16 protein-coding genes are annotated in these 23,283 nt (G+C 72.1%); 7 read left to right on the plus strand and 9 right to left on the minus strand.

Annotation, left to right across the window (positions count from 1 at the left end; translation table 11 throughout):
- Nucleotides 1-26: 26 nt before the first annotated feature.
- The 3 genes from Adu01nite_RS14160 (at nucleotide 27) to Adu01nite_RS14170 (ending at nucleotide 6,503) form a co-directional block, all read left to right on the plus strand.
- Entirely contained in the window at nucleotides 27-3,440 is a 3,414-nt protein-coding gene (locus tag Adu01nite_RS14160) for a TIR domain-containing protein (protein ID WP_203727203.1), read from the plus strand.
- 75 nt (nucleotides 3,441-3,515) lie between these two features.
- Nucleotides 3,516-3,734 (plus strand): sigma factor-like helix-turn-helix DNA-binding protein, encoded by a 219-nt coding sequence (locus Adu01nite_RS14165; RefSeq protein WP_239132386.1) that lies wholly within the window; start codon nucleotides 3,516-3,518, stop codon nucleotides 3,732-3,734.
- 66 nt (nucleotides 3,735-3,800) lie between these two features.
- Nucleotides 3,801-6,503, plus strand: a complete 2,703-nt coding sequence (locus tag Adu01nite_RS14170; RefSeq protein ID WP_203727204.1) for a putative bifunctional diguanylate cyclase/phosphodiesterase — start codon at nucleotides 3,801-3,803, stop codon at nucleotides 6,501-6,503.
- A gap of 54 nt (nucleotides 6,504-6,557) precedes the next feature.
- On the opposite strand, the gene Adu01nite_RS14175 is transcribed toward Adu01nite_RS14170, so the two are convergent.
- Nucleotides 6,558-8,291 (minus strand): ABC transporter ATP-binding protein, encoded by a 1,734-nt coding sequence (locus tag Adu01nite_RS14175; protein WP_203727206.1) that lies wholly within the window; start codon nucleotides 8,289-8,291, stop codon nucleotides 6,558-6,560.
- Nucleotides 8,288-9,985 (minus strand): ABC transporter ATP-binding protein, encoded by a 1,698-nt coding sequence (locus Adu01nite_RS14180; protein WP_203727208.1) that lies wholly within the window; start codon nucleotides 9,983-9,985, stop codon nucleotides 8,288-8,290. Before Adu01nite_RS14180 ends, Adu01nite_RS14175 begins: the two co-directional genes overlap by 4 nt.
- Before the next feature lie 161 nt (nucleotides 9,986-10,146).
- Between Adu01nite_RS14180 and Adu01nite_RS14185 the strand changes: the two genes are divergently transcribed.
- On the plus strand, nucleotides 10,147-12,465 hold the full coding sequence (locus Adu01nite_RS14185) for a putative bifunctional diguanylate cyclase/phosphodiesterase (RefSeq protein ID WP_203727210.1): 2,319 nt from the start codon (nucleotides 10,147-10,149) through the stop codon (nucleotides 12,463-12,465).
- Here Adu01nite_RS14185 and Adu01nite_RS14190 read toward each other — a convergent pair.
- On the minus strand, nucleotides 12,462-13,919 hold the full coding sequence (locus tag Adu01nite_RS14190; RefSeq protein WP_203727212.1) for a tetratricopeptide repeat protein: 1,458 nt from the start codon (nucleotides 13,917-13,919) through the stop codon (nucleotides 12,462-12,464). The genes Adu01nite_RS14185 and Adu01nite_RS14190 overlap by 4 nt on opposite strands.
- A 174-nt stretch (nucleotides 13,920-14,093) precedes the next feature.
- Between Adu01nite_RS14190 and Adu01nite_RS14195 the strand changes: the two genes are divergently transcribed.
- Nucleotides 14,094-14,426, plus strand: a complete 333-nt coding sequence (locus Adu01nite_RS14195; RefSeq protein WP_203727214.1) for a hypothetical protein — start codon at nucleotides 14,094-14,096, stop codon at nucleotides 14,424-14,426.
- Between the two features lie 48 nt (nucleotides 14,427-14,474).
- On the opposite strand, the gene mraY is transcribed toward Adu01nite_RS14195, so the two are convergent.
- Nucleotides 14,475-15,581 (minus strand): phospho-N-acetylmuramoyl-pentapeptide-transferase, encoded by a 1,107-nt coding sequence (gene mraY / locus Adu01nite_RS14200; RefSeq protein ID WP_203727216.1) that lies wholly within the window; start codon nucleotides 15,579-15,581, stop codon nucleotides 14,475-14,477.
- A gap of 115 nt (nucleotides 15,582-15,696) precedes the next feature.
- Between mraY and Adu01nite_RS14205 the strand changes: the two genes are divergently transcribed.
- Nucleotides 15,697-16,140, plus strand: a complete 444-nt coding sequence (locus Adu01nite_RS14205; protein WP_203727217.1) for a protease inhibitor I42 family protein — start codon at nucleotides 15,697-15,699, stop codon at nucleotides 16,138-16,140.
- On the opposite strand, the gene Adu01nite_RS14210 is transcribed toward Adu01nite_RS14205, so the two are convergent.
- The 5 genes from Adu01nite_RS14210 to Adu01nite_RS14230 all read right to left on the minus strand — a co-directional run bounded on the left by Adu01nite_RS14210 (nucleotide 16,127) and on the right by Adu01nite_RS14230 (nucleotide 21,618).
- A complete protein-coding gene (locus tag Adu01nite_RS14210; protein WP_203727218.1) occupies nucleotides 16,127-16,450 on the minus strand; it encodes a hypothetical protein in 324 nt (107 codons plus the stop codon). The genes Adu01nite_RS14205 and Adu01nite_RS14210 overlap by 14 nt on opposite strands.
- Complete coding sequence (locus tag Adu01nite_RS14215; RefSeq protein ID WP_203727219.1) at nucleotides 16,450-18,021, minus strand: hypothetical protein; 1,572 nt, start codon at nucleotides 18,019-18,021, stop codon at nucleotides 16,450-16,452. The genes Adu01nite_RS14210 and Adu01nite_RS14215 overlap by 1 nt, the downstream gene beginning before the upstream one ends.
- On the minus strand, nucleotides 18,018-18,323 hold the full coding sequence (locus tag Adu01nite_RS14220) for a type VII secretion target (RefSeq protein WP_203727220.1): 306 nt from the start codon (nucleotides 18,321-18,323) through the stop codon (nucleotides 18,018-18,020). Before Adu01nite_RS14220 ends, Adu01nite_RS14215 begins: the two co-directional genes overlap by 4 nt.
- A gap of 68 nt (nucleotides 18,324-18,391) precedes the next feature.
- On the minus strand, nucleotides 18,392-19,357 hold the full coding sequence (locus Adu01nite_RS14225) for a glycoside hydrolase family 6 protein (RefSeq protein ID WP_239132387.1): 966 nt from the start codon (nucleotides 19,355-19,357) through the stop codon (nucleotides 18,392-18,394).
- Nucleotides 19,354-21,618, minus strand: a complete 2,265-nt coding sequence (locus Adu01nite_RS14230; protein WP_203727221.1) for a putative bifunctional diguanylate cyclase/phosphodiesterase — start codon at nucleotides 21,616-21,618, stop codon at nucleotides 19,354-19,356. Before Adu01nite_RS14230 ends, Adu01nite_RS14225 begins: the two co-directional genes overlap by 4 nt.
- 174 nt (nucleotides 21,619-21,792) lie before the next feature.
- Between Adu01nite_RS14230 and Adu01nite_RS14235 the strand changes: the two genes are divergently transcribed.
- Nucleotides 21,793-23,259: a GGDEF domain-containing protein gene (locus Adu01nite_RS14235; RefSeq protein WP_203727222.1), complete on the plus strand. Its 1,467-nt coding sequence runs from the start codon at nucleotides 21,793-21,795 to the stop codon at nucleotides 23,257-23,259.
- Nucleotides 23,260-23,283 lie beyond the last annotated feature (24 nt).

Genomic DNA, 23,283 nt, shown 5'->3' on the forward strand with positions numbered 1-23,283 from the left:
ACTCGCCGACCACCGGGGGACCAGAAATGAACTTCGATGGGTTCATCTCGTACAGCCATGCCGCTGACGGGCGTCTCGCGCCCGCGGTGCAGCGTGGTCTGCACCGGCTGGCCAAGCCGTGGCACCGCCGGCGGGCGCTGTGGATCTTCCGGGATCAGACCGGTTTGTCGGTGACCCCGGGCCTGTGGTCCTCCATCCAGACCGCTATGGACGGTTCAGACTATTTTGTCCTGCTGGCCTCGGCCGAGGCGGCCGAGTCGGTCTGGGTGAACCGGGAGATCGAGCACTGGCTTGCCACCAAGTCGCCCAACCAGATCCTGCCGGTGGTGACCGACGGCGAGTGGGCCTGGGACGAGGAGACCGGTGACTTCAGCGCCGGCTCGACCGCGGTGCCGCCATCGCTGCGCGGCGTGTTCTCCGAGGAACCGTTCTTCCTGGACCTGCGGTGGGCGCGGGGCAGCGAGCAGCTGAGCCTGCACCACGCCCGTTTCCGGGACGCGATCGCCCAGCTGGCCGCCCCGATGCACGGGATCAGCAAGGACGAGCTGGAGGGCGAGGACGTCCGGCAGCACCGCCGGGCCAAGCGGCTGCGCTCGGGCGCGGTGGCGACCCTGGTGGTCCTGGCCCTGCTCGCGTCGATCACCGGCATGTCGGCGGTGCGCAACGCCGAGCGGGCGAAGGCGTCGGCGGCCGAGGCGCTGCGTCAGCAGCAGGTGGCGGAAAATCAGCGGGACAATGCCGAGAAATCCGCCGAGGAGGCTCGCCGGCAGCAGGAACTGGCCCGGCAGCAGCAGATCCGGGCGGCCGCGGCGAGAGTCGAGGCGGACAAGGCCGAGCGGGCGGCGCAGGCGCAGCAGAAGCTGGCCGACGCGGCCTCGGTCGAGGCGAAGCGCCAGCAGAAGCTGGCCGACCAGGCGACCGTCCGCAAGCGCGAGCAGGAGGAGCTGGCGAAACAGGCCTCCGAGCGGGCGCAGGCATCGCAGGCGGAGGCGGACCGGCTGGCGAAGATCGCGGCCGAGAAGGAACGGCTGGCCCGCGAGGCGGCCGCGGAGGCCGCGAAGCAGCAGGCCAAGGCCGACCAGCAGCAGCGCGTCGCGGTCAGCCGCCGGCTGCTCAACCAGGCCTCGGCCGCGCTCGTCGAGGACCCGCAGACCGCCCTCATGCTCGGGGCGGCGGCGCAGAACCTCAACCCCGACGCGACCACCCGCAGCCAGTTCGCCGGCCTGATCACCACCATGAACTACGCCGGCACCATCGACAACATCAGGATGGCGGCCTCGGCGCCGGACGGTGTGCTGGCGACCATCGACAACGATCGCCGGGTCTCGCTGTGGAGGGTGACCGATCCCCGCAAGCCGGTCCGGCTCGCCGTCCTGCCCGACGCGGCCGCGGGCGACAGCGACCTGCTGGTCAGCTCCGACGGGAAGACCCTCGTCTTCGTGGGGTCGAAGTACAAGGCGATCCTGTGGGACATCGCCGACCGGTCGCACCCGGCCCGGATCACCACGCTGCCCGACGAGAACCTCTCCGCGATCGCGCTCAGCGGGGACCGGAAGACCCTCGTCACCGGCAGCGGCACCGGGACCCACTCCATCTGGGACATGACCGACCGGATGCATCCCATCCTGCTCCACCAGAAGACCTTCTGGAGCCCCCATGCGGTGGGGGGGCTGTGGGTCAGCCCGGACAGCACCAGGCTCCTGATCGATCAGGACATCTACTTCTCGAACCTCGACATCACCGATCGGGAGTTCCCGGTGAGCGGGAGCAGGATCGGCGACGTCACCCTGATCATGGGCCGGACGAAGGCGTTCAGCCCGGACGGAACGACGCTGGCGGTCGTCGGCGGCACCGCCAGCGCCTCGGTGTCGCTGTGGGACCTGACGGGTACGCGGGGGGACGTCCTGTCGGCGGCGGCGGCCACCACCGCCACCGCGACCGCCACCGCGACCGCCACCGCGGTCCAGACCCCGCCGGACTTTCCGATCGATCCCGACCCCGAGGATCCCACCACGGACGACTCCCCGACGATCTCGCCGCCGTCGGCCGACCCCGGCGGCCCCACCCCGCCGGACATTCCGGACCTTCCGGAGGACGGCCCCTTCCCGTACCGGACCCTGCAGGGCATGACCGGCTCGATCAGCACGATGGAGTACAGCCCGGACGGAAATCTGCTGATGGCGGGGAACAGCGACGGGGTGGTGAAGGTGTGGGACCTGCGGTCGGACACCTACGGCACGCCCATCGCCACGGTGCGGACCCGCGGCCCGATCTCCACGCTGTCCTTCGACACGAAGACCGGAATGCTGGTCACCGCGGACGGCTCCGCGACGGCCACCCTGTGGCACGTGAGCGTGCCCGGCACCCCGGACACGCTCGCCTCCATCGCCGCCACCGGCGGATCACTCCGGACCTTCACCCTCAGCCCGGACGGGCGGTCCCTGCTGGCCGCCGGCACCGACGGAAAAGCGAGCAGGTGGAATGTCGCGAACCCGGCCCGCCCGGTCCGCGGCGCCGACCTGACCCTCTCCTCGGTCGCGCTGGGGTCGGTCGCCTTCAGCCCCGACCACCGGCTGGTGGCGACCATCGACGCGGACAACCGGACGCTGACGGTGGCGGCGGTCAGCCGGCCGGACCACCCGACGATCCTGACCATCACGCCCGACGAGATCTGGCACGCGAACGCGGTGGAGTTCAGTCCGGACGGGCGCACCCTGGCGGTCTCCACCGGCATCTCCGTGGTGCTGTGGGACGTCACCGACCTGGCCCGTCCGGTCCTCAGGGGCCGGCTGACCGGCGTCGGCTTCGGCGGCGCCATGGCCTTCAGCCCGGACGGCCGCACCATGGCCACCAACGCCGGCACCACCGGCGATGGCGCCATCACGCTGTGGAATGTGGCCGACCGCTCCGCCCCGGCCCGGACCGCCACGCTGATCGGCCACAGCGCCCAGGTCGAGTCGCTGGCCTTCAGCCCGAACGGGCGTTACCTGGCCAGCGGCGGCCGCGACGACAAGGCGCTGCTGTGGGATGTCGCCGACCGGGCCCACCCGCGCCGGCTCCCGATGCTGAACGGCCACCAGTCGACGGTGTGGAGCCTGGCCTTCAGCGCCGACGGCCGCACGCTGGCCACCGCGGACTCCTTGCAGGCGGTGATCCTGTGGGACACCACCAACCCCGAGGCACCGGTCCAGCTGAACTCCATGCTCCTGCCGTCCAGCCGCATTGTGCGCGAGGTGCACTTCCGTACGGACGGGAACGTCCTGGCCGTCGCCCGCCAGGGCTACGACACCCCCGCGGAGGTGGCACTGTGGAGCCTCGGCTCGCTCAACGCCATCCGGGCCAACCCGGCCAAGTACGCCTGCACCACGGTCGGCCGCGGCCTCACCGCCGCGGAATGGGCCGTCTACATCCCGGAGATCAAGTACCGGAGCACCTGCTGAAGCCCCTGGTGACCGGGCGACTACGCCGCGGCTGCGCACTGGAGTTGGGCCCGGCCGGTGAGCAGAGTGCCATGCATGCCGACGACACAAGCCGACACCATCGGGGTCCCGATGGAGCTGATGCTGCGCGACCTTCCGGCGCGGCACCGGGAGATCCTGATCGCGACGTATTTCCGCGGCCGCACGACGAGTGAGGCCGCGGAGGTGCTGGGGGTCGCCCCGGCCGAGGCGAAGGCCCGGCTCTACCGGGCGATGCGCCACCTGTCCGGAGTGGTGGCCGGCGCGTCGGTCTAGTCATTTGCTCAGCCCCGGCAAGATCGTGCCGAAAGGAGGCAGGGGAGAAGAGAGCCGCAGTTGACCGTGAATGAGCGTCGCGCCACGCGCGACGGCGTGGCGACGCCGGATATCGCCGGTCTCCGCCAGGTCGACGAGGCCGCGCGGCTCTTCGGCGAACGCCGGGGCGTCCGGCCGCGTACGGTCCGGCTCTACGCCTGCTGGGCGGCCCTGCTCTTCGTCGCCTACCTGGTGATGCCCTCGCTCGGCCTGGTCGTCTACGGCCCGGTGATCATCTCGACGGTCGCCGCCGCGATCGCCGGCATCGTGCGCAACCGCCCGCGCCGGCGGCTGCCCTGGATCCTGCTCACCGGTGCGTACCTCGCCTTCGCCGCCGGCTCCCTGGTCGCGTACGCCACCATCGGCACCTTCCCGTCCGCGGCCGACGTGGTCTTCCTGGCCCTCTACGTGCCGCTGATGATCGCCGGGCTGGCCACCCTGAGCCGTTCCGGCGCCGCGATGCTCGACCGGGCGAGCACGCTCGACGCGGTCATCCTGACCATCGGATCCGGGTTCCTCGCCTGGACCTTCCTGATCCGGCCGTTCCTGACCCGCCCCGACCTGCCCGCCCTGACCAAGCTGGTGTCGATCGCCTATCCGATCACCGATGTGCTGGTCCTGGTCCTGCTGGCCCGGCTCGGTCTCGGCGTCGCCCGCACGATCAGCGGCTCCCTGCTGATCGTCTCCGGGGTGTCGATGCTGGCCGCCGACACGCTCTACGGGCTGATGCGGCTCAACAGCGGGTTCACCCTGGGCGGCCCGACCGACCTCGGCTGGCTGCTGTTCTACCTCGCCGGCGGGCTGGCCGTGCTGCACCCGTCGATGGCGCGGCTGACCGAGCCGCAGGTGCTCAGCCGGACCCAGGTGTCGCTGCGCCGGGGCGTACTCACCCTCGCGTGCCTGCTCGCGCCGGCCGCGCTGCTGATCCAGGCGCTGCGCGGGCCGGTGCACGACGGCGTGGTGATCGCCGCGGTGTCGGCGGTGCTGATCCTGCTCGGGCTGACCCGGATCTCGATCGTCGCGACCAGCCTGCGGCAGACCCTGGCCCGGGAGCGGGAGCTGCGGCAGGCCTGCGAGGCGCTGCTGCTCTGCACGGACACCGCCGCGGTGACCACGGTGCTGCAGCGGGCGGTCGGCCGGCTGCTGGCCGACGGCACCCGGCATCGGACGGAGTTGCTGCTCGGCGACCTCGGCCCGTTCCCGGCGCCGATGACGATGGCCCCGGACGGGGTGGCCGGCTTCGACCTGACCCTGCGCTGCCCGCTCGGGGTGGGCGACAGCCGGATCGGTGACCTGCTGGTCGGCGGGGACGAGACCAGCCTGGCCGAGCTGCAGCAGTCGTTGCCGGTGCTGGCCGGGCAGGCGGCCACGATGATCGACCGGATCCGCCTCAACCGCGAGATCAACCGCCAGGAGACCCAGAACTACCTGAAGAACGAGCTGATGGCCCGGGCCTACCTCGACCAGCTCACCGGCCTGGGCAGCCGGTTGCGGTTCACCGACGACACCGCCCTTCTGTCCGCGGGCGACGGGCTGCTCGGGGCGGTCTTCGTGCTCAACATCGACGACTTCCGGGCGATCAACGACACGATGGGCCACGAGGTCGGCGACGGGCTGCTGGTCGCGCTCGGCCGGCGGCTCACCGAGCTGGTCGGCGACCGCGGGCGGGTGTCCCGGCTGGGCGCCGACGAGTTCGGCGTGGTGGTGCCGGACGCCGGCGACGTCGAGGCGGTCGACCGGCTCGCCGAACAGATGATCGCGGTGCCCGGGGACGGCTTCACCCTCGGCGACACCCGGATCAGCACCCGGCTGCGGCTCGGGGTGGCGACCACGCTCGAGGCCGGCAGCGCGAGCGAGCTGGTCGGGCAGGCGGACGTCGCCCTGGACAACGCGCGCACCCCCGGCGGGCCGCGGTGGCGGCGCTACGACGCGGTCCTGCACGCCCAGGTCATCGACCAGATGCAGCTGCGCACCGAGCTGGCCCCGGCACTGGCCGCGGGGGCGTTCCGGCTGCACTACCAGCCGATCGTGGAGCTGAGCTCCGGGCGTACGGTCGGCTTCGAAGCCCTGCTGCGGTGGCCGCACCCGACCCGCGGCATGGTGTCGCCGGTCGAGTTCATCCCGCTCGCCGAGGAGTCCGGGGTGATCGTCGAGCTCGGCGCGTGGGTGCTGCACACGGCGGTGCACGAGGCGGCCTCCTGGGCCGCGCTCGACCCCGGCCACGTGCCGTACGTGAGCGTGAACGTCTCGGTCCGGCAGTTCCACGCGCCCGGCTTCGTGGCGCGGGTGCACGACGAGCTGGCCGCGAGTGGCCTGCCGGCCGACCGGCTCACCCTGGAGATCGTCGAGAGCCTGCTGGTGGGGGAGCAGGAGCAGATCCAGGCCGACATCGCGGAGCTGCGCGCCGCCGGGATCAAGGTGTCGATCGACGACTTCGGCACCGGCTACTCGTCGCTGAGCTACCTGCACCGGATGCCGGTCGACACGCTGAAGCTCGACAAGTCGTTCGTCGACACCATCGTCGGCTCGCCGCAGCAGCACGACCTGGTGCGCGGCATCCTGCAGATGGCCGCGATGCTGTCGCTCACGGTCGTCGCCGAGGGCATCGAGACCGAGGCCGAGCACCGCCTCCTCACCGAGGCCGGCTGCGGCTACGGCCAGGGCTTCCTCTTCGCCCGGCCGCTCACCGACACCGACGCCCGCGCCCGGATCCGGGCCGAAGCGCCGTGATTCGCCGGCTGCTCGTCCTGGTGGCCGGCGATGAGCCCGGGGCCGGCGCGGGGGTCAGGAGCGGGTGGACCAGGCTGCCCACAGCTCGGCGTAGCGGCCGCCGCCGGTGACCAGGTCGGCGTGTGGGCCGTTTTCGATGATTTTGCCGTGTTCCATCACGATGACCCGGTCGGCGGTGGCGGCCTGGGTCAGGCGGTGGGCGACCACCAGCGCGGTCCGGCCGGCCAGCGCGGCGGTGGCCGCCTGCTCCAGCTCGCGGGCGCCCGCGCTGCCCGCCTCGGCCGTCGCCTCGTCCAGCACCACCACCGGCGGGTCGAGCAGCACCACCCGGGCCAGCGCCAGCTGCTGCGCCTGCGCCGCGGTCAGCTGCACGCCGCCCTCGCCGACCGCCGTCTCCAGGCCGTCGGGGAGCTCCCGCGCCCAGGTCAGCGCGCCGACCCGGTCGAGCGCCGTGGCTACCTCGTCGTTCGAGGCGCCGGGGCGGGCCAGCCGCAGGTCCTCGGCGAGCGGGCCGGAGAACACGTGCGTCTCCTGGCTGACGATGGCGATGGCGGCGGCCGGCAGATCGGTCACCGGGACGCCCCCGACCAGGGCGTACCCCTCATCAGGCCGGAGGATGCCCGCCGCGAGCGACGCCGCCGTGGTCTTTCCGGCGCCGGTGGAACCGACCAGCGCGACCACCTCGCCGGGCGCGATGCGCAGCGAGACCCCGCTGAGCACGGGTGCGGCGCCGTCGTAGCCGAACGTGACGTCGTCGAGGACGAGTTCGCGGCCGGCCGGCGCGGTGGTCGCGTCCCGCCGCTCGACGTCCATGCCGAGCACGCCGACGAGACGGGCGAGGCTGGCCCCGGCGTCCTGCGCCTGGTCGAAGGTGACCATCAGCATCGCGATCGGATTGAACAAGCGGTGGAACAACAGCGCGGCCGCGGAAACCGCACCGACGGAGACCGACCCATGGCGTACGAGCATGAAGCCGATCACCAGCACCGCGCCGAGGCCGACCAGCTCGGCCCGGTTGATCCGCCCGACGAAGCGGGTGTAGAGCGAGAACACGTTGATCGAGATGTCCCGGGCCCGGCCGGAGGCACCCTCGATGCCGTCCAGGTGCCGGTCCTCCTGGAGGTAGGCGTGCACCGTGGGCAGCCCCTGCATGCTCTCCACGAAGAGCTGGGACCGCTCGGCGATGGCCACCCGCTCGGCGGCGTAGGACGGCGCGGCCCGCGGGAGATACCAGCGCAGCCCGAGCACGTAGAGCGGGACGGCCGCCGCCCCGGCCAGGCCGAGCCGCCAGTCGATGCCGAGCATCGCGACGAGGCTGATGACGCTGAGCAGCAGGGCCGAGATCATGCCGGGCAGGACCTCGGAGACAGCCCGGTCGATGGCGGCGATGTCGGCGCTGACCCGGGAGAGCAGGTCACCGCGGCCGGCGCGGTCGAGCACCCGCGCGGGCAGGTGCAGCGCGGTGGCGACGGTACGTTCCCGCAGGTCGGCGAGGATGCGCGAGCCCAGCCGGCTGATCAGGTAGCCGCCGAAGGTGGTGGCCACCCCGCCCACGATCGCGGAGACGACGATGGTCACGGCGACCGGGATGACCGCCCCGGCGTCGCCGCCGTTGCTGATCCGGTCGACGAGCAGGCCGAGCGCGTACGCAGGGGCGATCGACGCCACTGCGGCGAGGACCCCGGCGACGAGGGTGACCGCGGCCGAGCCCTTGCGGGCCGTCAGCTCGGCGACCAGCCAGGCCCGGGTCGCGCGAGGGGTGGCCACCGGCAGGAGCTGAACCGTCATCGCAGCACCGTCCGGCGGTAGGTGTCGTCGGTCGCGCTGAGTTCGGCGTGCGCGCCCTCGGCGGTGACCGCGCCGTCGTCGATGAGGACGACCCGGTCGGCGGCGGACAGCAGCGCCGGGCTGCTGGTGATCACGACGGTGCCGAAGCCGGAGCCGGGTGCGTGCCGCAGCGAGCGGATGCCGCCGGCGATGGCGTGCTCGGTGACCGCGTCGACCGCGGTGGTCGGGTGGTGCAGGACGAGCAGCGGTGGCTCGGCCAGCAGCGCGCGGGCCAGCGCCACCCGTTGCCGCTGGCCGCCGGAGAGGTTGGTGCCGCGTTCGGCGACCGGCGCGTCCAGGCCGTCCGGGTGCAGGTCGGCGACCTCGTCGGCGGCGGCCGCGCGCACCGCCGCGCCGAGCCGGTCGGCGCCGTCGCCGTGGACGTCGATGTTGGCCAGCAGCGAGCCGGTGAACAGGTCCGTCTGGTGCGGTTCGACGTGCAGGAGGCGGCGCGCCCGGCCGCGGTCCACGGTCGCCAGCTGCACCCCGCCGAGGAGGATGTCCCCCTCGTAGGCGTCCGGCACCGCCAGCAACCGCATCAGCGCCTCGGCGTCCGCCGGTCGGCAGGTCACGACGCCGACGAACTCCCCGGGGCGTACGCGTAAATTCAGGTTCTTCAGCGGGCCGTTGGTGACGCCGGCCAGGTGCAGGCCGGGTTGCGGGCCGGCCGGATCGGCGGCCGCGTCCGGCAGGATCGGCCCGGCCACGATGACCGAGGCGACCCGGTTCGCGGCGGCCCGGGCGGCGGCGACCCACCGCGGCACGACGGCGAGGGTGCCGAACGGCTCGATCAGGAACTGGGCCGAGCCGATCACGGTGATGAACTCGCCGATGGTGATCCGGCCGGACAGCGCGAACACGCCGGCCACGATCGCGATGCCGCCGGCCAGCAGCATGCTCAGCATGGCGGAGGCGCCCTGGAAGGCGTTCTGCGCGCGGGCGGCCCGCAGGGTGGCGGCGAGGGACCGCTTGCTCACCACCCGGTAGCGGTCGGCCGCCGCGTCCTGCGCCCCGATGCCGCGCAGCGGGCGCAGGCCGGTGACCAGGTCGGTGGCGAGCGAGGTGGCCCGGCCGGCCTGGTCCTGCTGCTCGGTGACCCGCCGGGTGATCAGCGGCGCGGTGAGGTTGAGCGTGACCAGCACGATCGGCGTCGCGATCAGCACGATCAGGCCGAGCGGCGCCGAGATCAGCAGCAGCGTGACCGCGCTGACCGCGACGGCCAGCAGGGCGCTGATCACCCGCGGGATGTGGTCGAGGAAGTAGGACGAGTAGTCGGCGTCGGTGGTGGAGACGGTGAGCAGGTCGCCGGCCTGCCGGTCGGTGCGCAGCCCGCGCGGGTGCAGGATCCGGCCGGCCACCTCGACCCGGAGCCGGTGCCCCTCCTCGGCGATGGCGCGTTGCAGGTGCCGCGCGCCGAAGCGGTAGGACATCGCCAGCACCAGGTACATCGCCACCAGCACGGAGATCCAGAGGATCAGGGCGGCGAGGTCGCCGGTGGTGACCGCGCGGTCGACGATCACGCCGATCAGGATCGGGACCAGGGCCGCGCAGATCTGGTAGAGGCCGGCCAGGACGGTGCCGGTCCAGAGGTGCCTGCCGTTGCGGACGACCGCCCGGCGAAGTACCGCGGTGCCGGACTTGGTACTACTGGACACCGCAACCCCTCACCAAGAACAACTTAGGCGAGCCTAACCTCTCGGGCGGGGGCGGCCCGTCGCTGGACCGGCCCGTTTGTGACCCCGATCACTGGTCAACCTCCTTGGTATGCAACGGTGGCACCCGATTTTGGCCTTGAGGATCGAGGAGGTCGGAAACCTTGCAGCAGAACAACTGGCGTGCGCTGCTGCGCGACCCTGCCCTCCGCGGCCTGGCCGCGCTCACCCTGCTGGGGTGCGTGCTGTTCGTGCTCTTCGAGGGCCACTCGATCCACCAGGTCCAGGCGTTCTGGGCGGCCCAGGTGCCGCTCGACGCCGCGCTGGGCCTGGGCGCCTGGCGGATGCGGCCGCTCGCCCCCGAGCGGTTCCGCCGGTTCTGGGCGATGATCGCGTTCGCCGGCCTGTCGTTCACCCTCGGCGACAGCTACCAGTTCGTCCACACGCTGGTGGCGCCGGGCGTCCCGTCGCTGAACGGCGGACTGGTCCAGACCGCGTTCTTCGCGGTCGGCATGTGCAGCAACGTCATCGCCTGCCTGATCTTCCCGCAGGGCCTGCGCACCAAGCGGGAGGTGTTCGTCTTCTGGCTCGACGCGGCCACCGTGCTGGTCGGCGGCGGCGTGATGGCCTGGTGCTTCGCGGTGAACCCGCTCAACGGCGCGCACACCGACCGGCTCAACGCCAGCGTCACCGCCGCCCTGGTGCTGGTGGCGGCGTTCTCGGCGACCAAGGTGGCGCTCATCCCGGCGCCGCCGATGTTCCGGATCGCGGCCTGGCCGATGGTGGCCGCGGCGAGCGTGCAGGGCATCACCACGTTCCTGCCGGGCGCCTTCCAGGAGGCCGACCACGCCTGGGTCTTCGCGATCCGGCTGCTGCCCTCGCTGCTCATCGCGGCCGGCCCGCGGATCCAGGAGATCGTGGTGCGCGGCGGGTTCACCGGCGGCTCCGCGGGGCGCCGGCCGTACAGCCTCCTTCCGTACGGGATGATCGCCGTCACGTTCCTGGTCTTCTTCGCGATGCTGCCGACCAAGGCGTCCTCGCAGCTGTGGGGGGCCGCCCTCGGCGTCGTCGTGATCACCTGCCTGGTCGTCGGGCGCCAGCTGGTCGCCTTCAAGGACAACCTGCTGCTGATCGGCCGGCTCGACGTGGCCCTCGACGACCTGCGCGGCCACCAGGACCTGCTCCGCGAGCAGGCCACCGTGGACGGGCTCACCGGCCTGGCCAACCGGGTGCACTTCGCCGCCGAGATGACCCGGGTCCTGCCCGGCGGCGAGAGCGCGGTCCTGCTGATCGACCTCGACGACTTCAAGACGATCAACGACACGATGGGGCATGCGGCCGGCGACACCCTGCTGATCGCGGTGGCCGAGCGGCTGCGCGGCGCGGTCCGGGCCGAGGACATCGTGGCCCGGCTGGGCGGCGACGAGTTCGCCATCATGCTGCCCGGCGCCGACCCGGCCACCGCCGGCCGGGTCGCCGAGGAGATCCTGGCCGCGCTGCTCGTGCCGATCGAGGTGCAGCGGCACACCGTCGTCACCCGGGCCAGCGTCGGGGTGGCCGCCGGCCGGCCCGGCGACGAGCCGTCGGTGCTGCTCAGCAACGCCGACATCGCCATGTACGAGGCGAAGAGCCGCGGCAAGAGCACCTGGGTGCGCTACACCGACGAGATGGGCGCCCGGATCGGCGCCGAGGCGGTCCTCATCGCCGAGCTGGCCCAGGCCCTGGAAGCGGACGAGTTCGAGCTGCTCTACCAGCCGATCGTCCGGCTCGACGACGACGTGCTGACCGGCGTCGAGGCGCTGATCCGCTGGAACCACCCGACCCGCGGCGTGGTCTCGCCGGTCGAGTTCATCCCGACCGCCGAGCGCACCGGGCAGATCGTCGAGATCGGCCGCTGGGCCCTCATCGAGGCGTGCCGGCAGGCCGCCGACTGGCGCCGGCACTACCCGGCCGCCGAATACCTGACGGTGGGCGTCAACGTGGCCGGCCGGCAGCTGCGCACCCCCGGCTTCGCCGCCGAGGTCGCCGCGGTGCTCACCGAGACCGGGCTGCCCGCCGGCTGCCTCAGCGTCGAGGTGACCGAGACCGCCGTCCTCGACGACGAGGAGTCGAACGAGGCGATGATCGCCCTGCGCGCGCTCGGCGTGAAGCTCGCCCTGGACGACTTCGGCACCGCGGCGTCCTCGCTCGGCCTGCTGCTCACCTGCCCGGTGACCACGCTGAAGCTGGACCGCTCCTTCGTCGAGTCGATCACCACGGTCGGGCGGCAGGCGGCGGTGTCGACCGCGGTCAGCCAGATGGCCAACGCCCTCGAGTTCGCCTCGGTGGCCGAGGGCATCGAGACCGAGGACCAGCGCTCGCTGCTGCAGGGCCTCGGCTACCAGTACGGCCAGGGCTATCTCTTCTCCCGCCCGGTCCCGGCCGACCGGATCGGCGACCTCTGGGCGGCCGCGACCCCGGTGCCCGCCGAGGCCGCCGGCTAGACCGCCACCTGGCGGCTCAGCTCGGCCTGGCCGGCCCGCACCACCTCGTCGAACTGCTCGGCCTCGGCCTCGGTCGGGTCCCGCCGGAAGTCGACGTCGAGCATGAAGTTGCTGCCGACGATCCGGACATCGAAGCGGGCGAGCAGGTCGGCGGGCAGGCGGGACACCACGAACTCGCGGTACGTCTGCTCGGCCACCGCCCGCAGCCGGGCACAGTCGCACTCCTGGCCGTCGAGCAGCGCGACCAGGTGGCCCCGGGCCGCGTGCGCGGCGTCGTCGGTCGGGTCGAGGGCGGTCAGGCTCTCCTCGAGCACCCCGCGGGCCTCGGCCGGCCGCCCCAGGTGCTGCAGGCAGATCCCGTACGCGGCGGCGATGTGCCCGATCGCGGCCGGGTCGTCGCTGTCCCGGGCGGCGGCCACCGCCTCGCCGAGTCGCTGGGCGGCCGGCTCGGGCCGGCCCGCGGCCTGCAGGGCCAGACCCCAGTCGAACAGCGCCTGGCTGACCAGGCCGGCGCGACCGATCCGCTCGGCGCGGGCGGCGGCATCGGCGTACCTGGCAAGGCTTTTATCGGTTTCGCCGGCTTCGCCGAGGGCTTCGGCGATGCTGATCGCCGCGGACAGCGCCTCCTCGGCGCGGTCCTGCCGGTCGTAGGCGGCGAGCACCCGGCGCAGCGCCGCGACCCGGCCGTTGTGGTCGTCGCGCTCACCGGCCTGGGTGGCGAGGACGTTGAACATGTTGACGGTGGCCGCGTGGTCCGGCCCGAGCCGGTCGCGCAGCGCGTTGGCGAGGTGGGCGACGAGCAGGTAGGCGGCGTCCGGGTCGACGCCCGGCTGCCGGACCCGGATCGCCGCGATCGCGGCGACCTGCTCCACGACGTGGTCGTCGAGCTCGCGGAGCCCGGGGAAGAGCGGCCCGGTGTGTTTGCTCATCTGCAGGATCACGCCGCGCAGCGCGACCGAACCGGCGAGCCGCACGTGGCCGGTGCGCTCGAAGATCGGCACCGCCTCCTCGATCGCGGCGAGCGCGCCCTTGAAGTCGCCGAGACGCAGCAGCACCTCGGCGAGGGGTTCGAGGCCGGCCGCATACCCGGCGTCCTCCGGCCCGTAGAAGGCGAGGCGCCCGGTCCGCGACTCCCACAGCACCTTGACGCCCTCGTCGAGCCGGTCGCAGAGGGTCAGCGCGATGCCGAGGTTGAGCTGGTAGCCGAGAAACAGCCGGGGTTCCGCACCGGCCGGGACCGGCACCCCGGCCGCCGCCCGGAAGCACTCGGCCGCCCAGGCCGGCTGCTGGGCGCGCAGCAGCACGTTGCCCATGTCGGACTGCGCGGCGGCCCAGGCGGCGCTGTTCTCGCCGTGCTCGTCGGTGACCCGGCGAACGGCGCGTTTCATCAGTATTTCGGCGTCCTCGACCCGGCCGTCGCGAAGCAGCGCCAGGGCTTCGTCGAGAGGACTCACGGATGCTGATGAAGCGCTCATGGCCGCGGAGTGTACCTGCTGGTCAGCCTGTTGGCCGACGCTCATGTCGCACCGATCGGCCGTTGCGGAGATCGGCAAACGGCGCGTTCACTCTGGACTCCCCGAGGATGCCCCGCCTAGCTTGGCCTTGTGCCCACGGGGAGAGGAAAGATCATGATTTATCGGAAAATGGCGGCGGCGGCCGCAACGGTTCTCATGTTCGTCGCCGGCCTGGTCGCCGTCACGGCCGGCCCGGCTCAGGCGGCGAACGTCTGTACCGTCACGCCGCGGGCCGGCGCGGTGACCATCCGCAACGCCGCGTCCACCGACGGGGGTCAGGCCGGAACGCTGTACAGCGGGCAGTACCTCCATTCGAAGTGCCAGTCCGAGTCCGGCGGCTACTACAGCGCGTGCGGCGGCGGTTCCTCCTGGTTCTACGTCTTCTACGGCCTGTTCTCGCGGTATGTCGCCGCGGGCTGCGTCACGCTCCACGTCGACCGCGGCTGATCCTGGACGCCCCTCCTCGCCGGTCATCACGATGGCCGGCGAGGTGGCCTATCCCATCACCGACAGGAAGTCCGAGTAGAACAGGCCGAGGCCGACCGCCACGCAGACGCCGGCCACGATCCAGAACCGGACCACGATGTTGACCTCGCTCCAGCCGGCCAGCTCGAAGTGGTGGTGCAACGGCACCATCCGGAAGACCCGTCTTCCGGTCGTGCGGAACGAGACGATCTGGATCACCCAGGTCACCGTGATCAGGACGAAGAGGCCGCCGATCAGGATCGAGAGCAGCGTGGTGCGGGTGGCCACGGCCAGCCCGCCGATCAGGCCGCCGAGCGCGAGCGAACCGACGTCACCCATGAAGATCCGCGCCGGGGACGTGTTCCACCACAGGAAGCCCAGGCAGGCGGCGGCGGCCGCGGCCGCGATCATGGCGATCTCCAGCGGATCCCGGACCTGGTAGCAGTAGTCGTTCACCGTCGCGTACGCGTCGTCGGCGCACCAGTGCCGGTACTGCCAGAAGCCGATCAGGGCGTACGCCCCGAACACCAGCACCGACGCGCCGGTGGCCAGGCCGTCCAGGCCGTCGGTGAGGTTCACGCCGTTCGACATCGCGGTGATCACGAAGACGAACACCATCACCGAGCCGACCTTGCCGACGTTCAGCCAGCTGATGTCGCGGATGAGCGAGATGTGCGTGCTGGCCACGGTCTGGCCGTTGGTGCTGGCCATGTAGAGCGCGGCGATGCCGAAGCCGCCGCCGACGATCGCCTGGCCGAGCAGCTTGCCCTTGGCCGACAGGCCGTCGGAGTTGCGCCGGCGCACCTTGAGGAAGTCGTCGATGAAGCCGACCACCCCGCAGAACACGAACAGCCCGAGCAGGACCAGGGCCGTCATGGTCGGCCCCTCCTGGGCGATCTGCCGCTCGGGCAGCGTGGTCAGGGCGATGTGCCCGGCGACGTAGGCGAACACCGTCGCGATGATGAACGCGACGCCACCCATCGTCGGGGTGCCGGTCTTGCCCTGGTTGCTGTTCAGGCCGAGGCCGCCACGGATCGGCTGGCCGGCCTTGAGCGCGGTGAAGACGCGAATCGCCACCGGCGTGATGAACAGGGAGATGATGAACGCGACGGCGGCCGCGACGATGACCGCCCTCACGCGCGCGCCTCCACGTACTCGGAATCGATCACGGGACAAGAGCTTGCCATCCGGCGGCAAGGGGGGCAGCAGCCGGGGCGGTGTCCGCGGCGCGGAGCGGATAGTGTGCCGGGCCGTGAGCAGATTCGTACGCATCGTTGGGTTGCTGGTGGTGGTGGTCGTCGTTCTGGGCGGGCTCGGGTGGGGTGGGATCGCCCTGTACCGGCACCAGGTCTACGGCGCGGTGTTCACCGAGTCCCAGCTCAGCGTCGCGGTTGACAGGGGCGACCGGTTCTCGCTCGCGGTGCCCGACCGGGGTGGCTCCATCGGCGACTCGTGGACCGCGCAGGCCGCCGGCGACCAGGTCACCGCCCAGGGCAAGCGGACCCGGGCGGCCGCGCTGGTCGACCGGGTGCGGGACCCGCTGCTCGGCGGGGGCGGCGGCACGACGTTCTTCAGCTACGACGCGGCGGCGGCCGGCACCACGTCGATCACCCTGTCCTACTGCTTCCAGGGCTGCGACAACCCGGCGACCAAGGGCCAGGCCCGGACGGTCACCTGGAACGTCACCGTCCGCTGAGCCGGCGGGCCTCGATCAGGGCGGCTACGCCGTCCAGCCAGCGGGCCATCCGGTCGTCGTCGTTGCTGGTCAGCAGCCATCGGCGGATCAGGATGGTCTGCTCGGGGGTGGGCAGCGGCTCGGGCAGCTCGGCGGCGTAGCGGATGCCGCCGCGGCGGACGATCTCGGCCAGGAACGTGATCGACGGCGGGAGCACGCCGAACCGGTCGGCCTGCAGGGCGGCCGGCACCAGCGCGTCGTTGAAGCGGCCCGCGGTCAGCAGGGCGGCCACGTCGTCGTACACGGCTTCGGCATCTGTCCGGAACCGCATCACTTCACCTCCTGCGGAAGGCGCACCGAGGTCGGTGTGCCGGGCAGGCCCGGCTCGCCGTTGCTGATGTCGCCGGCGGCGAACGCGTCCTCGCTGATCCAGTAGGTGTAGCCCCACGGGTTGTAGATCTGCAGCTGGTCGCCCTGGTGGCCGACGATCATCATCTGGTGGCCGCCGTCGTCGTTGCGGGTGGTGATCGGCACCGGGTAGCCCTCGTCGACCGCCTTCTCGATCTGCGGAACCGTGTCGTAGCGGGCGTCCGCGTCGTCCATGCCGACGTTCGAGTACGAGGTGCCGGTGTGCGTGCCGATCTGCTCGTTGGCGATGCTCTCGGACTGGTCGTTGCTCATCCCGTCCGAGCCGATCAGCGGCATCTTCTGCATCCAGCCGCGGCCGTCGTCGTAGACCTGGGACTGCTCGGCCCGCAACCGGTCGGCGAACGCGCTCGGGTTGTCGTAGGCCGGGTCGCCCGGGTGCCCGCCGGTGGTCAGTTCGAGGGCGTAGAGCGGGTCGACCGCGGCCCGGGCGGCCACCGTCGACGAGGCGACGCAGGTCGGGTACTGACCCTGGGTCCACTGCGCACCCTCGAAGTCGTTCCACTGCTTGCCGTCGGTCAGGTTCTTGCCGTTGGCGTCCATCTGGAACGGGCTCAGGTGCTCGGCCAGCCACTTCGGGTCGTCGCCGTGCGCGGCGATCAGGCCGTTGAACTTGGCCACGTCGTCGACCGAGTAGCCGGCCGCCAGCATCTTCATCAGGTACGCCTGCTGCTCCGGGGAGGCGGACGCGCCGATCATCTGCATCATCCGCTGCCGGTCGGCGTCGCTGAGCCCGTTCAGGGCGGCGGCCGCCCGCTCCTCCTGGGCGAGGGTGAGGATGGCGCCGTCACCGGAGATCCAGCTGTTGCCGGCCTCGGCCAGGACCACCTCGTCGAGGGCGCTCATCGGTGAACCCTGCAACCGGCGGCCGCGGGCGTGGCCGGCCTGGTCGCGCAGCACCGAGGAGAGTTCTCGGCCGGCGTCCTCGACCGACTCGTGCGTGTTCACCCGCTCGTCGATGGCCTGCATTGCCTGATGGTGCAGGCCGGCCATCTTGTCGCCGTCGTAGTCGGACAGGTCGGGCAGGAAGCCGAGCGCCGTCATCCGCGAAGCCTCGTCGGCGACGTTGTTCAGGCTTTCCACCGCGTACCCGTCCGTGTGCCCCGACCGCTCCACGATCAGGGCGTACTGCTCGATGCGGTCCGGCAGGGTGCGCATCGGATCGGTCAGGCCATGGATGTCGGTGAACAGGGCCTGCGCCGCCTGCTTCGCCGCGACGTGGGCGTCCCCGACCCAGCTGTCGCCGAGGCCCTGGCCGTACAGCTGGCGCAGGGCGTCCCAGGCCAGATGCGCAATCTCCCGGGTCTTGGCGACGTTGTAGCGGATGTCGAAGAGGGTGTCGACGTCGCCGCCGAAGCCGGGTACCGCGGCCCCCGCCGCGCTGCCGTTGGCCAGCTCGTCGGTGCCCCACACGCCGTACGCGCCGCGGATGTTGCCCTGCTCGTGCTTGAGCCGGCCGATGTTCTCGTTGCTCACTTCGGACCACTCAGCCGCTCGGCCGACATCATGTCCGACCGGTCGTAGTCGTTGGCGGTCTGCTCCAGGGCGTCCGCCAGCTGCCGGCTCGCCTCCTCGAGGAGACGGAACTCCTCCTCGAGCGCGGTGGCGTACTCGCGGTAGGCAGCGGCGGTCGTGTAGTGGTCGAACGCGGCCTCCACCCCGTACCGCTGCTCGGGGACCTTGATCTGGATCGCGGCCTTTCGCAGATTTTCGGCGGCGTCCTCCCGCAGTTTCCGGGCCGCGGCTCGCAGCTGATCGGAGCTGACCTGTACCGGCATCGATGTCCCCCGAGTCGACGATAGTGACAGGGATCGTAACGTCGAGCGGCTCGCGGCGGGGGACCGCGTTACGTGCCAGTGATCAAGCGCTGGGCGAGGGTCGGGCTGAAGTCGCCGGCCTTGCTGGTCGGCGCGATGCCGCACCCGCCGTCGGAGTTGCCCGGGTTCTTGATCCACAGTTCCAGGGCGGCCGGGTCCGCGGTGGAGCGTTTGCCCAGCTTGCGGCCGCTGGGGTTGCACCACTGCCCGTTGCTGCCGTTGCCGTTGCGGCTGGTGTCGATGACGTAGCCGGCCGGGCGGTGCAGGGCGGCCTTGACCTGCTTCGCGTACGTCCGGGAGTCGGCCGTGCCGATGTAGTTGGAGACGTTCACCGCGAAGCCGCGCGTCCGGGCCACGCCGGCCGACAGGAGCCGCTTGGCGACGATCGCGGGGCTGTTCCAGTTGGCGTGGCCGGCGTCGATGTAGGTCCAGGTGTTCGGGGCCTTGGCGGCGAGCACCGTGGTCGCCGCGTTGAGCAGGCCGAGCCGGGCGGTGACCTGGGCCGTGGTCATGCAGCTGAAGTCGCCGAGGGCGTCCGGTTCGAGGATGACGATGGCCGGCCGGGAGCCGATCGCGGTCGCGAACGTGGTGATCCACTTGCGATAGGCCGCCGGACTGGCCGCCCCGCCCGCGGACTCGGCGCCGCAGGCGTCGCGCAGGGGCAGGTTGTAGGCGACCAGGACCGGCATCTTGCCGGCCGTCTTCGCGGCCGCGGTGTACCTGGTGACCGCCTTGCCGAGGTCGGCGTCGCTGGTGCCGGTGAACCAGTGCGCCATCGGCTGCCGGCCGATCGAGGTCCGGATCGCGGCCGCCCGGGTGTCCTGCGGATGCGCGGCGACCCAGCGGGCGGCCGGCAGTTGCGGGTCGACGTAGAGCCCCCAGGCGAGGGTCGCCGCCGGCGCGGCGACAAGGGGCGCGGCGTCGGCCGTCGGCGCCGCGGCGACCATGACCATCACGACGGCGGCCATCATCAGGGCCGCGGTCCGTCTCGTCACGCCCTGCCCGGTCGGCCGGCCGGCACCGAACTTGAGAGTTTCGCGGCCAGATCCTCGCCGGGCATCGGGCGGGCGAAGTGGTAGCCCTGGCCGGACACGCACCCCATCTCGATCAGGGCCGCGGCCTGCCCGGCGGTCTCGATGCCCTCGGCCACCACGTGCAGCCGGTACGCCTGGGCCAGCCGCACCACGGCCTCGGCCACGGCGTACACGTCCGGGTCGGTGTCGATGCCGGTGACGAACGAGCGGTCGATCTTCAGCACGCTGACCGGCAGCGCCCGCAGATAGCTGAGCGCCGCGTAGCCGGTGCCGAAGTCGTCGACCGAGATGCCGATGCCCATCTCGCGCAGCGCGTTCAGGCGGGCCACGGTCTGCTCGTCGGGCTGCAGGATCACGCTCTCGGTCAGCTCCAGCACCAGCCGGTCGGCCGGGAAACCGGTCTCGGCCAGGATGTTGCGGATGATGTCGACCAGCGCGGTCTGGGTGACCTGCCGGGCCGACAGGTTGACGCTGAGCCGCAGGGACTCCGCGTCCGGGTTCGCCGCCCGCCATCCGGCCGCCTGCCGGCAGGCGTCGAGCAGGACCCATTCGCCGATCGGGATCACCGCGCCGGTCTCCTCGGCCAGGTCGATGAAGGCGCCCGGCATCAGCAGGCCGCGGGTCGGGTGGTTCCAGCGCACCAGCGCCTCGACCGCGGTGATGTCGCCGCCGGCCAGCGTGACGACCGGCTGGAAGTGCACGACGAGCTCGTCGTTCTCGACCGCCCGCCGCAGCTCGGCGTCGTGCGCGCGGGTGTCCAGCTCCGGCGTGTAGACCCGGTAGCTGCCGCGGCCGGCCCGCTTCACCGCGTACATCGCGGCGTCGGCGTGGGCCAGCAGCTGGAGGAAGTCGGGGGTGGTCTCGTCGCGGAACGCGACGCCGATGCTGGCCTCGACGCCGAGCACCGCGTCGCCGAAGATCACCGGGGTGCGCAGGGCCTCGACCAGGCGTTGCGCCACGCTCTCGGCGGCGGCGCGGCTCGGCAGGGTGGGCAGCACGACGGCGAACTCGTCGCCGCCGACCCGGCCGGCGGTGTCCCCGGAGCGGATCACCGATGTCAGCGCGGTGGCGACCGCCTTGAGGACGGCGTCGCCGGCCTCGTGCCCGTACGCGTCGTTGATCGGTTTGAACCGGTCGAGGTCGATCAGCAGGACGGCACCGTGCCGGCCCTCGCGCAGCGGCTGCCGGGACATCTCGGCGAGCCGGTCGGCGATCAGGGCACGGTTGGACAGCCCGGTGAGCGGGTCGGTGACGGCGAGCCGGCGGTTCTCCCGCTGGGCGTACATCTGCCGGGCGATCACCAGGGCGGTGAGCGCGATCGTGCCGAGGATCATCCCGCCGAGCGGGTAGATCGACTCCCCACGGGCGACGTAGGCCAGCATGCCGGAGGCGAGGACGATCGCCCCGTACGGCAGCCAGCCGAGCCGCACGCGGGACCGGCGCTCGACCGGCACCGCGCCGTGCTCGCGCAGCCGGCGGTCCACGGCGAGCAGGGAGAGGAAGGCGCCGGCCGCCCAGAAAAGATATGGCCAACTGCCGGGACGGAAGGCAAAACCGAATTGCACGTACGCGATGGTGTACGTGCTGTCGGCGACCACCTTGACCGCCATCGACCCGCCCAGCAGGCCGATCGCGCCACCCGCCTGGGGCCGGCGCAGCAGCAGGCTGATCAGCGCGAAGACCAGCAGCAGGTCGAGCACCGGCACGGCGGCCGAGAACAGGATCACCACCGGGTCGGCGCCCGGGTACTGCAGGATCGGGCCGATCTCCAGGTACCAGAGCGCCATGCACGCGACGGCCACGATGATCAGCGAGTCGATCAGCAGCTTGACCCGCTGGGCGGCGTTGCGGCGCGTGACCGGCAGCAGCAACAGCCCGGCGACGACGAACGGGATCGCCGCCGCGTACAGGTAGTCGGAGATGGTCGGGTACGCCGGCATCCCGGGCATGAAGTCCTGGACCACCGAGACCACGTGCGCCACGACCTGGAGGACGAACGCCGCCTCGAGCAGGATCCAGGCCCGGCGCTCGCGCGGGGCCAGGCCGCCCCGCTGGACCAGCCGGAGCCCCAGCGCCGCGGTCAGCAGGACGACCGGGAGATAGACCAGGTCGTTGAGCTTCTCGGCGCCGGCATCGCTGCCCCAGCCGGTGACGTACTGGACCCCGATCGTGCCGAGCAGGGCACCCGATCCCCAGACCGACGCCGCGCGCAGTTTTGCCATACCCGCACGATCGGCGCCGCTCCGGCCGGGTTGCGCCGGTCACCCGTTGCGGGCCGGGTGCAATCGGTGCCGTGGTGGCGACCTGGTTGCTAGTTCCGCGGGACGCTACGGAGCGGTGCGTGACAGCCGATGACGACCGCAGCGATACGAACTACGAAGAGGTGGAGCAGCCCGTTGTCCACTACCACTGCACTGGCCGAACCGGTTGACGTGGCGGTCATCCGAGCCGCCGAGCCGCAACCGGATACCGCGATCAACGGCGCCCGGCTGTGGCTGTGGTGGCTGGGTGGGTCCGTGGTGTTCTGCGGTACGCAGCTGTTCGCCGGCGCGGCCGGCAGCCTCCTCACCCTCGCGATGCCCCTGCTGTTCACCGCGGGCATCGTGGCCGGTGTGGTGCTGAACCGGCCGACGGCGCGCTGGCCGTGGCTCCTGCTGGCTTCGGCCGGCGTGATCACCGTGGTCGGCTACGGCATCTGGGTGGCCGGCGCGAGCATGGTGGCGTTCTCGATCTTCATGATCGTGTACCCGCTGGAGGCCGCGGCCCTGCTGCTCATCGTGCGCGGCGCTTCCTGGCGCCGGGACCGGGCCGGGATGCTCGACACCGCGATGATCTGCGTCGGGCTCGCGCTGGCCTGCTGGCTCCTGGTGATCACCCCGCTGATGCGGGTGCGCACGGCGCTGCCGGGCGAGGTGTTCGCGGTGCTGTTCCCGTTCGGCGACGTGCTGCTGCTCGGCGTACTCATCCGGTTCTTCATCTCCCGGGGTATGCGCAACGCGGCGTTCTGGCAGATCAGCGCGTCCCTGCTGCTGCAGACCGCCACCCACATGGCCACCCTGCTCTCGATGGTCTGGGGCGTGAAGAGCCCGGACTTCGGCGCGGTGTCGTCGCTGTCCGGTTTCCTGATGGCCGGCGCGGCGTTGCATCCGTCCATGCGCCTGCTCACCGCCCAGCCGGTCCGGCCGGTCACCGACATGTCGCCGGCCCGGGTCCTGCTGGTCAACTTGGCCTGCATGGGTGCGCCCGGGCTGCTCATCGCCCAGGGTCTGCTGCAGCACGGCCGGGTCGGCTGGTTCGCCGCCGGGATCGGGTGCATCGCCCTGTTCGCCCTGGTCGCGCTGCGGATGGTCGACCTGGTCGGCCAGGTGCAGGACAAGGCCCGCCAGCTCGACGCGGTCGCGCACATCGACGCCCTGACCACCCTGCCCAACCGGCGGGCGTGGGACCTGGAGCTGAGCCGGCGGATCGCGTCCGCCCGCCGGCACGGCACCCCGGTCGTGGTCGCCATCCTCGACCTGGACCGTTTCAAGCTCTACAACGACGAGCACGGCCACCAGGGCGGCGACGAGCTGCTCAGCCTGGCCGCGGCCGGGTGGCGGGCCGAGCTGCGCCCGGAGGACCTGCTGGCCCGCTACGGCGGCGAGGAGTTCGGCGCGATCTTCGACCACTCCCGGCTGTCCGACGCCGACCGGATCATCGAGCGGCTGCAGGCGGCGACCCCGCTCGGCCAGACGTTCTCGGCCGGTGCCGCGCTGTGGAACGGCAGCGAGTCGGCCGAGGAGCTGCTGGCCCGGGCCGACGCCGCGCTCTACGCCGCCAAGCGGGCCGGCCGCGACCGCGTCTTCATCTCCAGCAACCACTGAGTCGCTCCGTTCGGGCACCTCACC

Origin of the sequence: Paractinoplanes durhamensis, assembly GCF_016862175.1 — a bacterium.
GTDB lineage: Bacteria > Actinomycetota > Actinomycetes > Mycobacteriales > Micromonosporaceae > Actinoplanes > Actinoplanes durhamensis.

Excerpts from the sequence above, each read along its gene's own strand:
- Adu01nite_RS14160 (WP_203727203.1), top strand. The coding sequence starts at position 27 with ATGAACTTCGATGGGTTCATCTCGTACAGCCATGCCGCTGACGGGCGT.
- Adu01nite_RS14165 (WP_239132386.1), top strand. The coding sequence starts at position 3,516 with ATGCCGACGACACAAGCCGACACCATCGGGGTCCCGATGGAGCTGATG.
- Adu01nite_RS14175 (WP_203727206.1), bottom strand. The coding sequence starts at position 8,291 with ATGACGGTTCAGCTCCTGCCGGTGGCCACCCCTCGCGCGACCCGGGCC.
- Adu01nite_RS14195 (WP_203727214.1), top strand. The coding sequence starts at position 14,094 with ATGATTTATCGGAAAATGGCGGCGGCGGCCGCAACGGTTCTCATGTTC.
- Adu01nite_RS14210 (WP_203727218.1), bottom strand. The coding sequence starts at position 16,450 with ATGCGGTTCCGGACAGATGCCGAAGCCGTGTACGACGACGTGGCCGCC.
- Adu01nite_RS14220 (WP_203727220.1), bottom strand. The coding sequence starts at position 18,323 with ATGCCGGTACAGGTCAGCTCCGATCAGCTGCGAGCCGCGGCCCGGAAA.
- Adu01nite_RS14230 (WP_203727221.1), bottom strand. The coding sequence starts at position 21,618 with ATGGCAAAACTGCGCGCGGCGTCGGTCTGGGGATCGGGTGCCCTGCTC.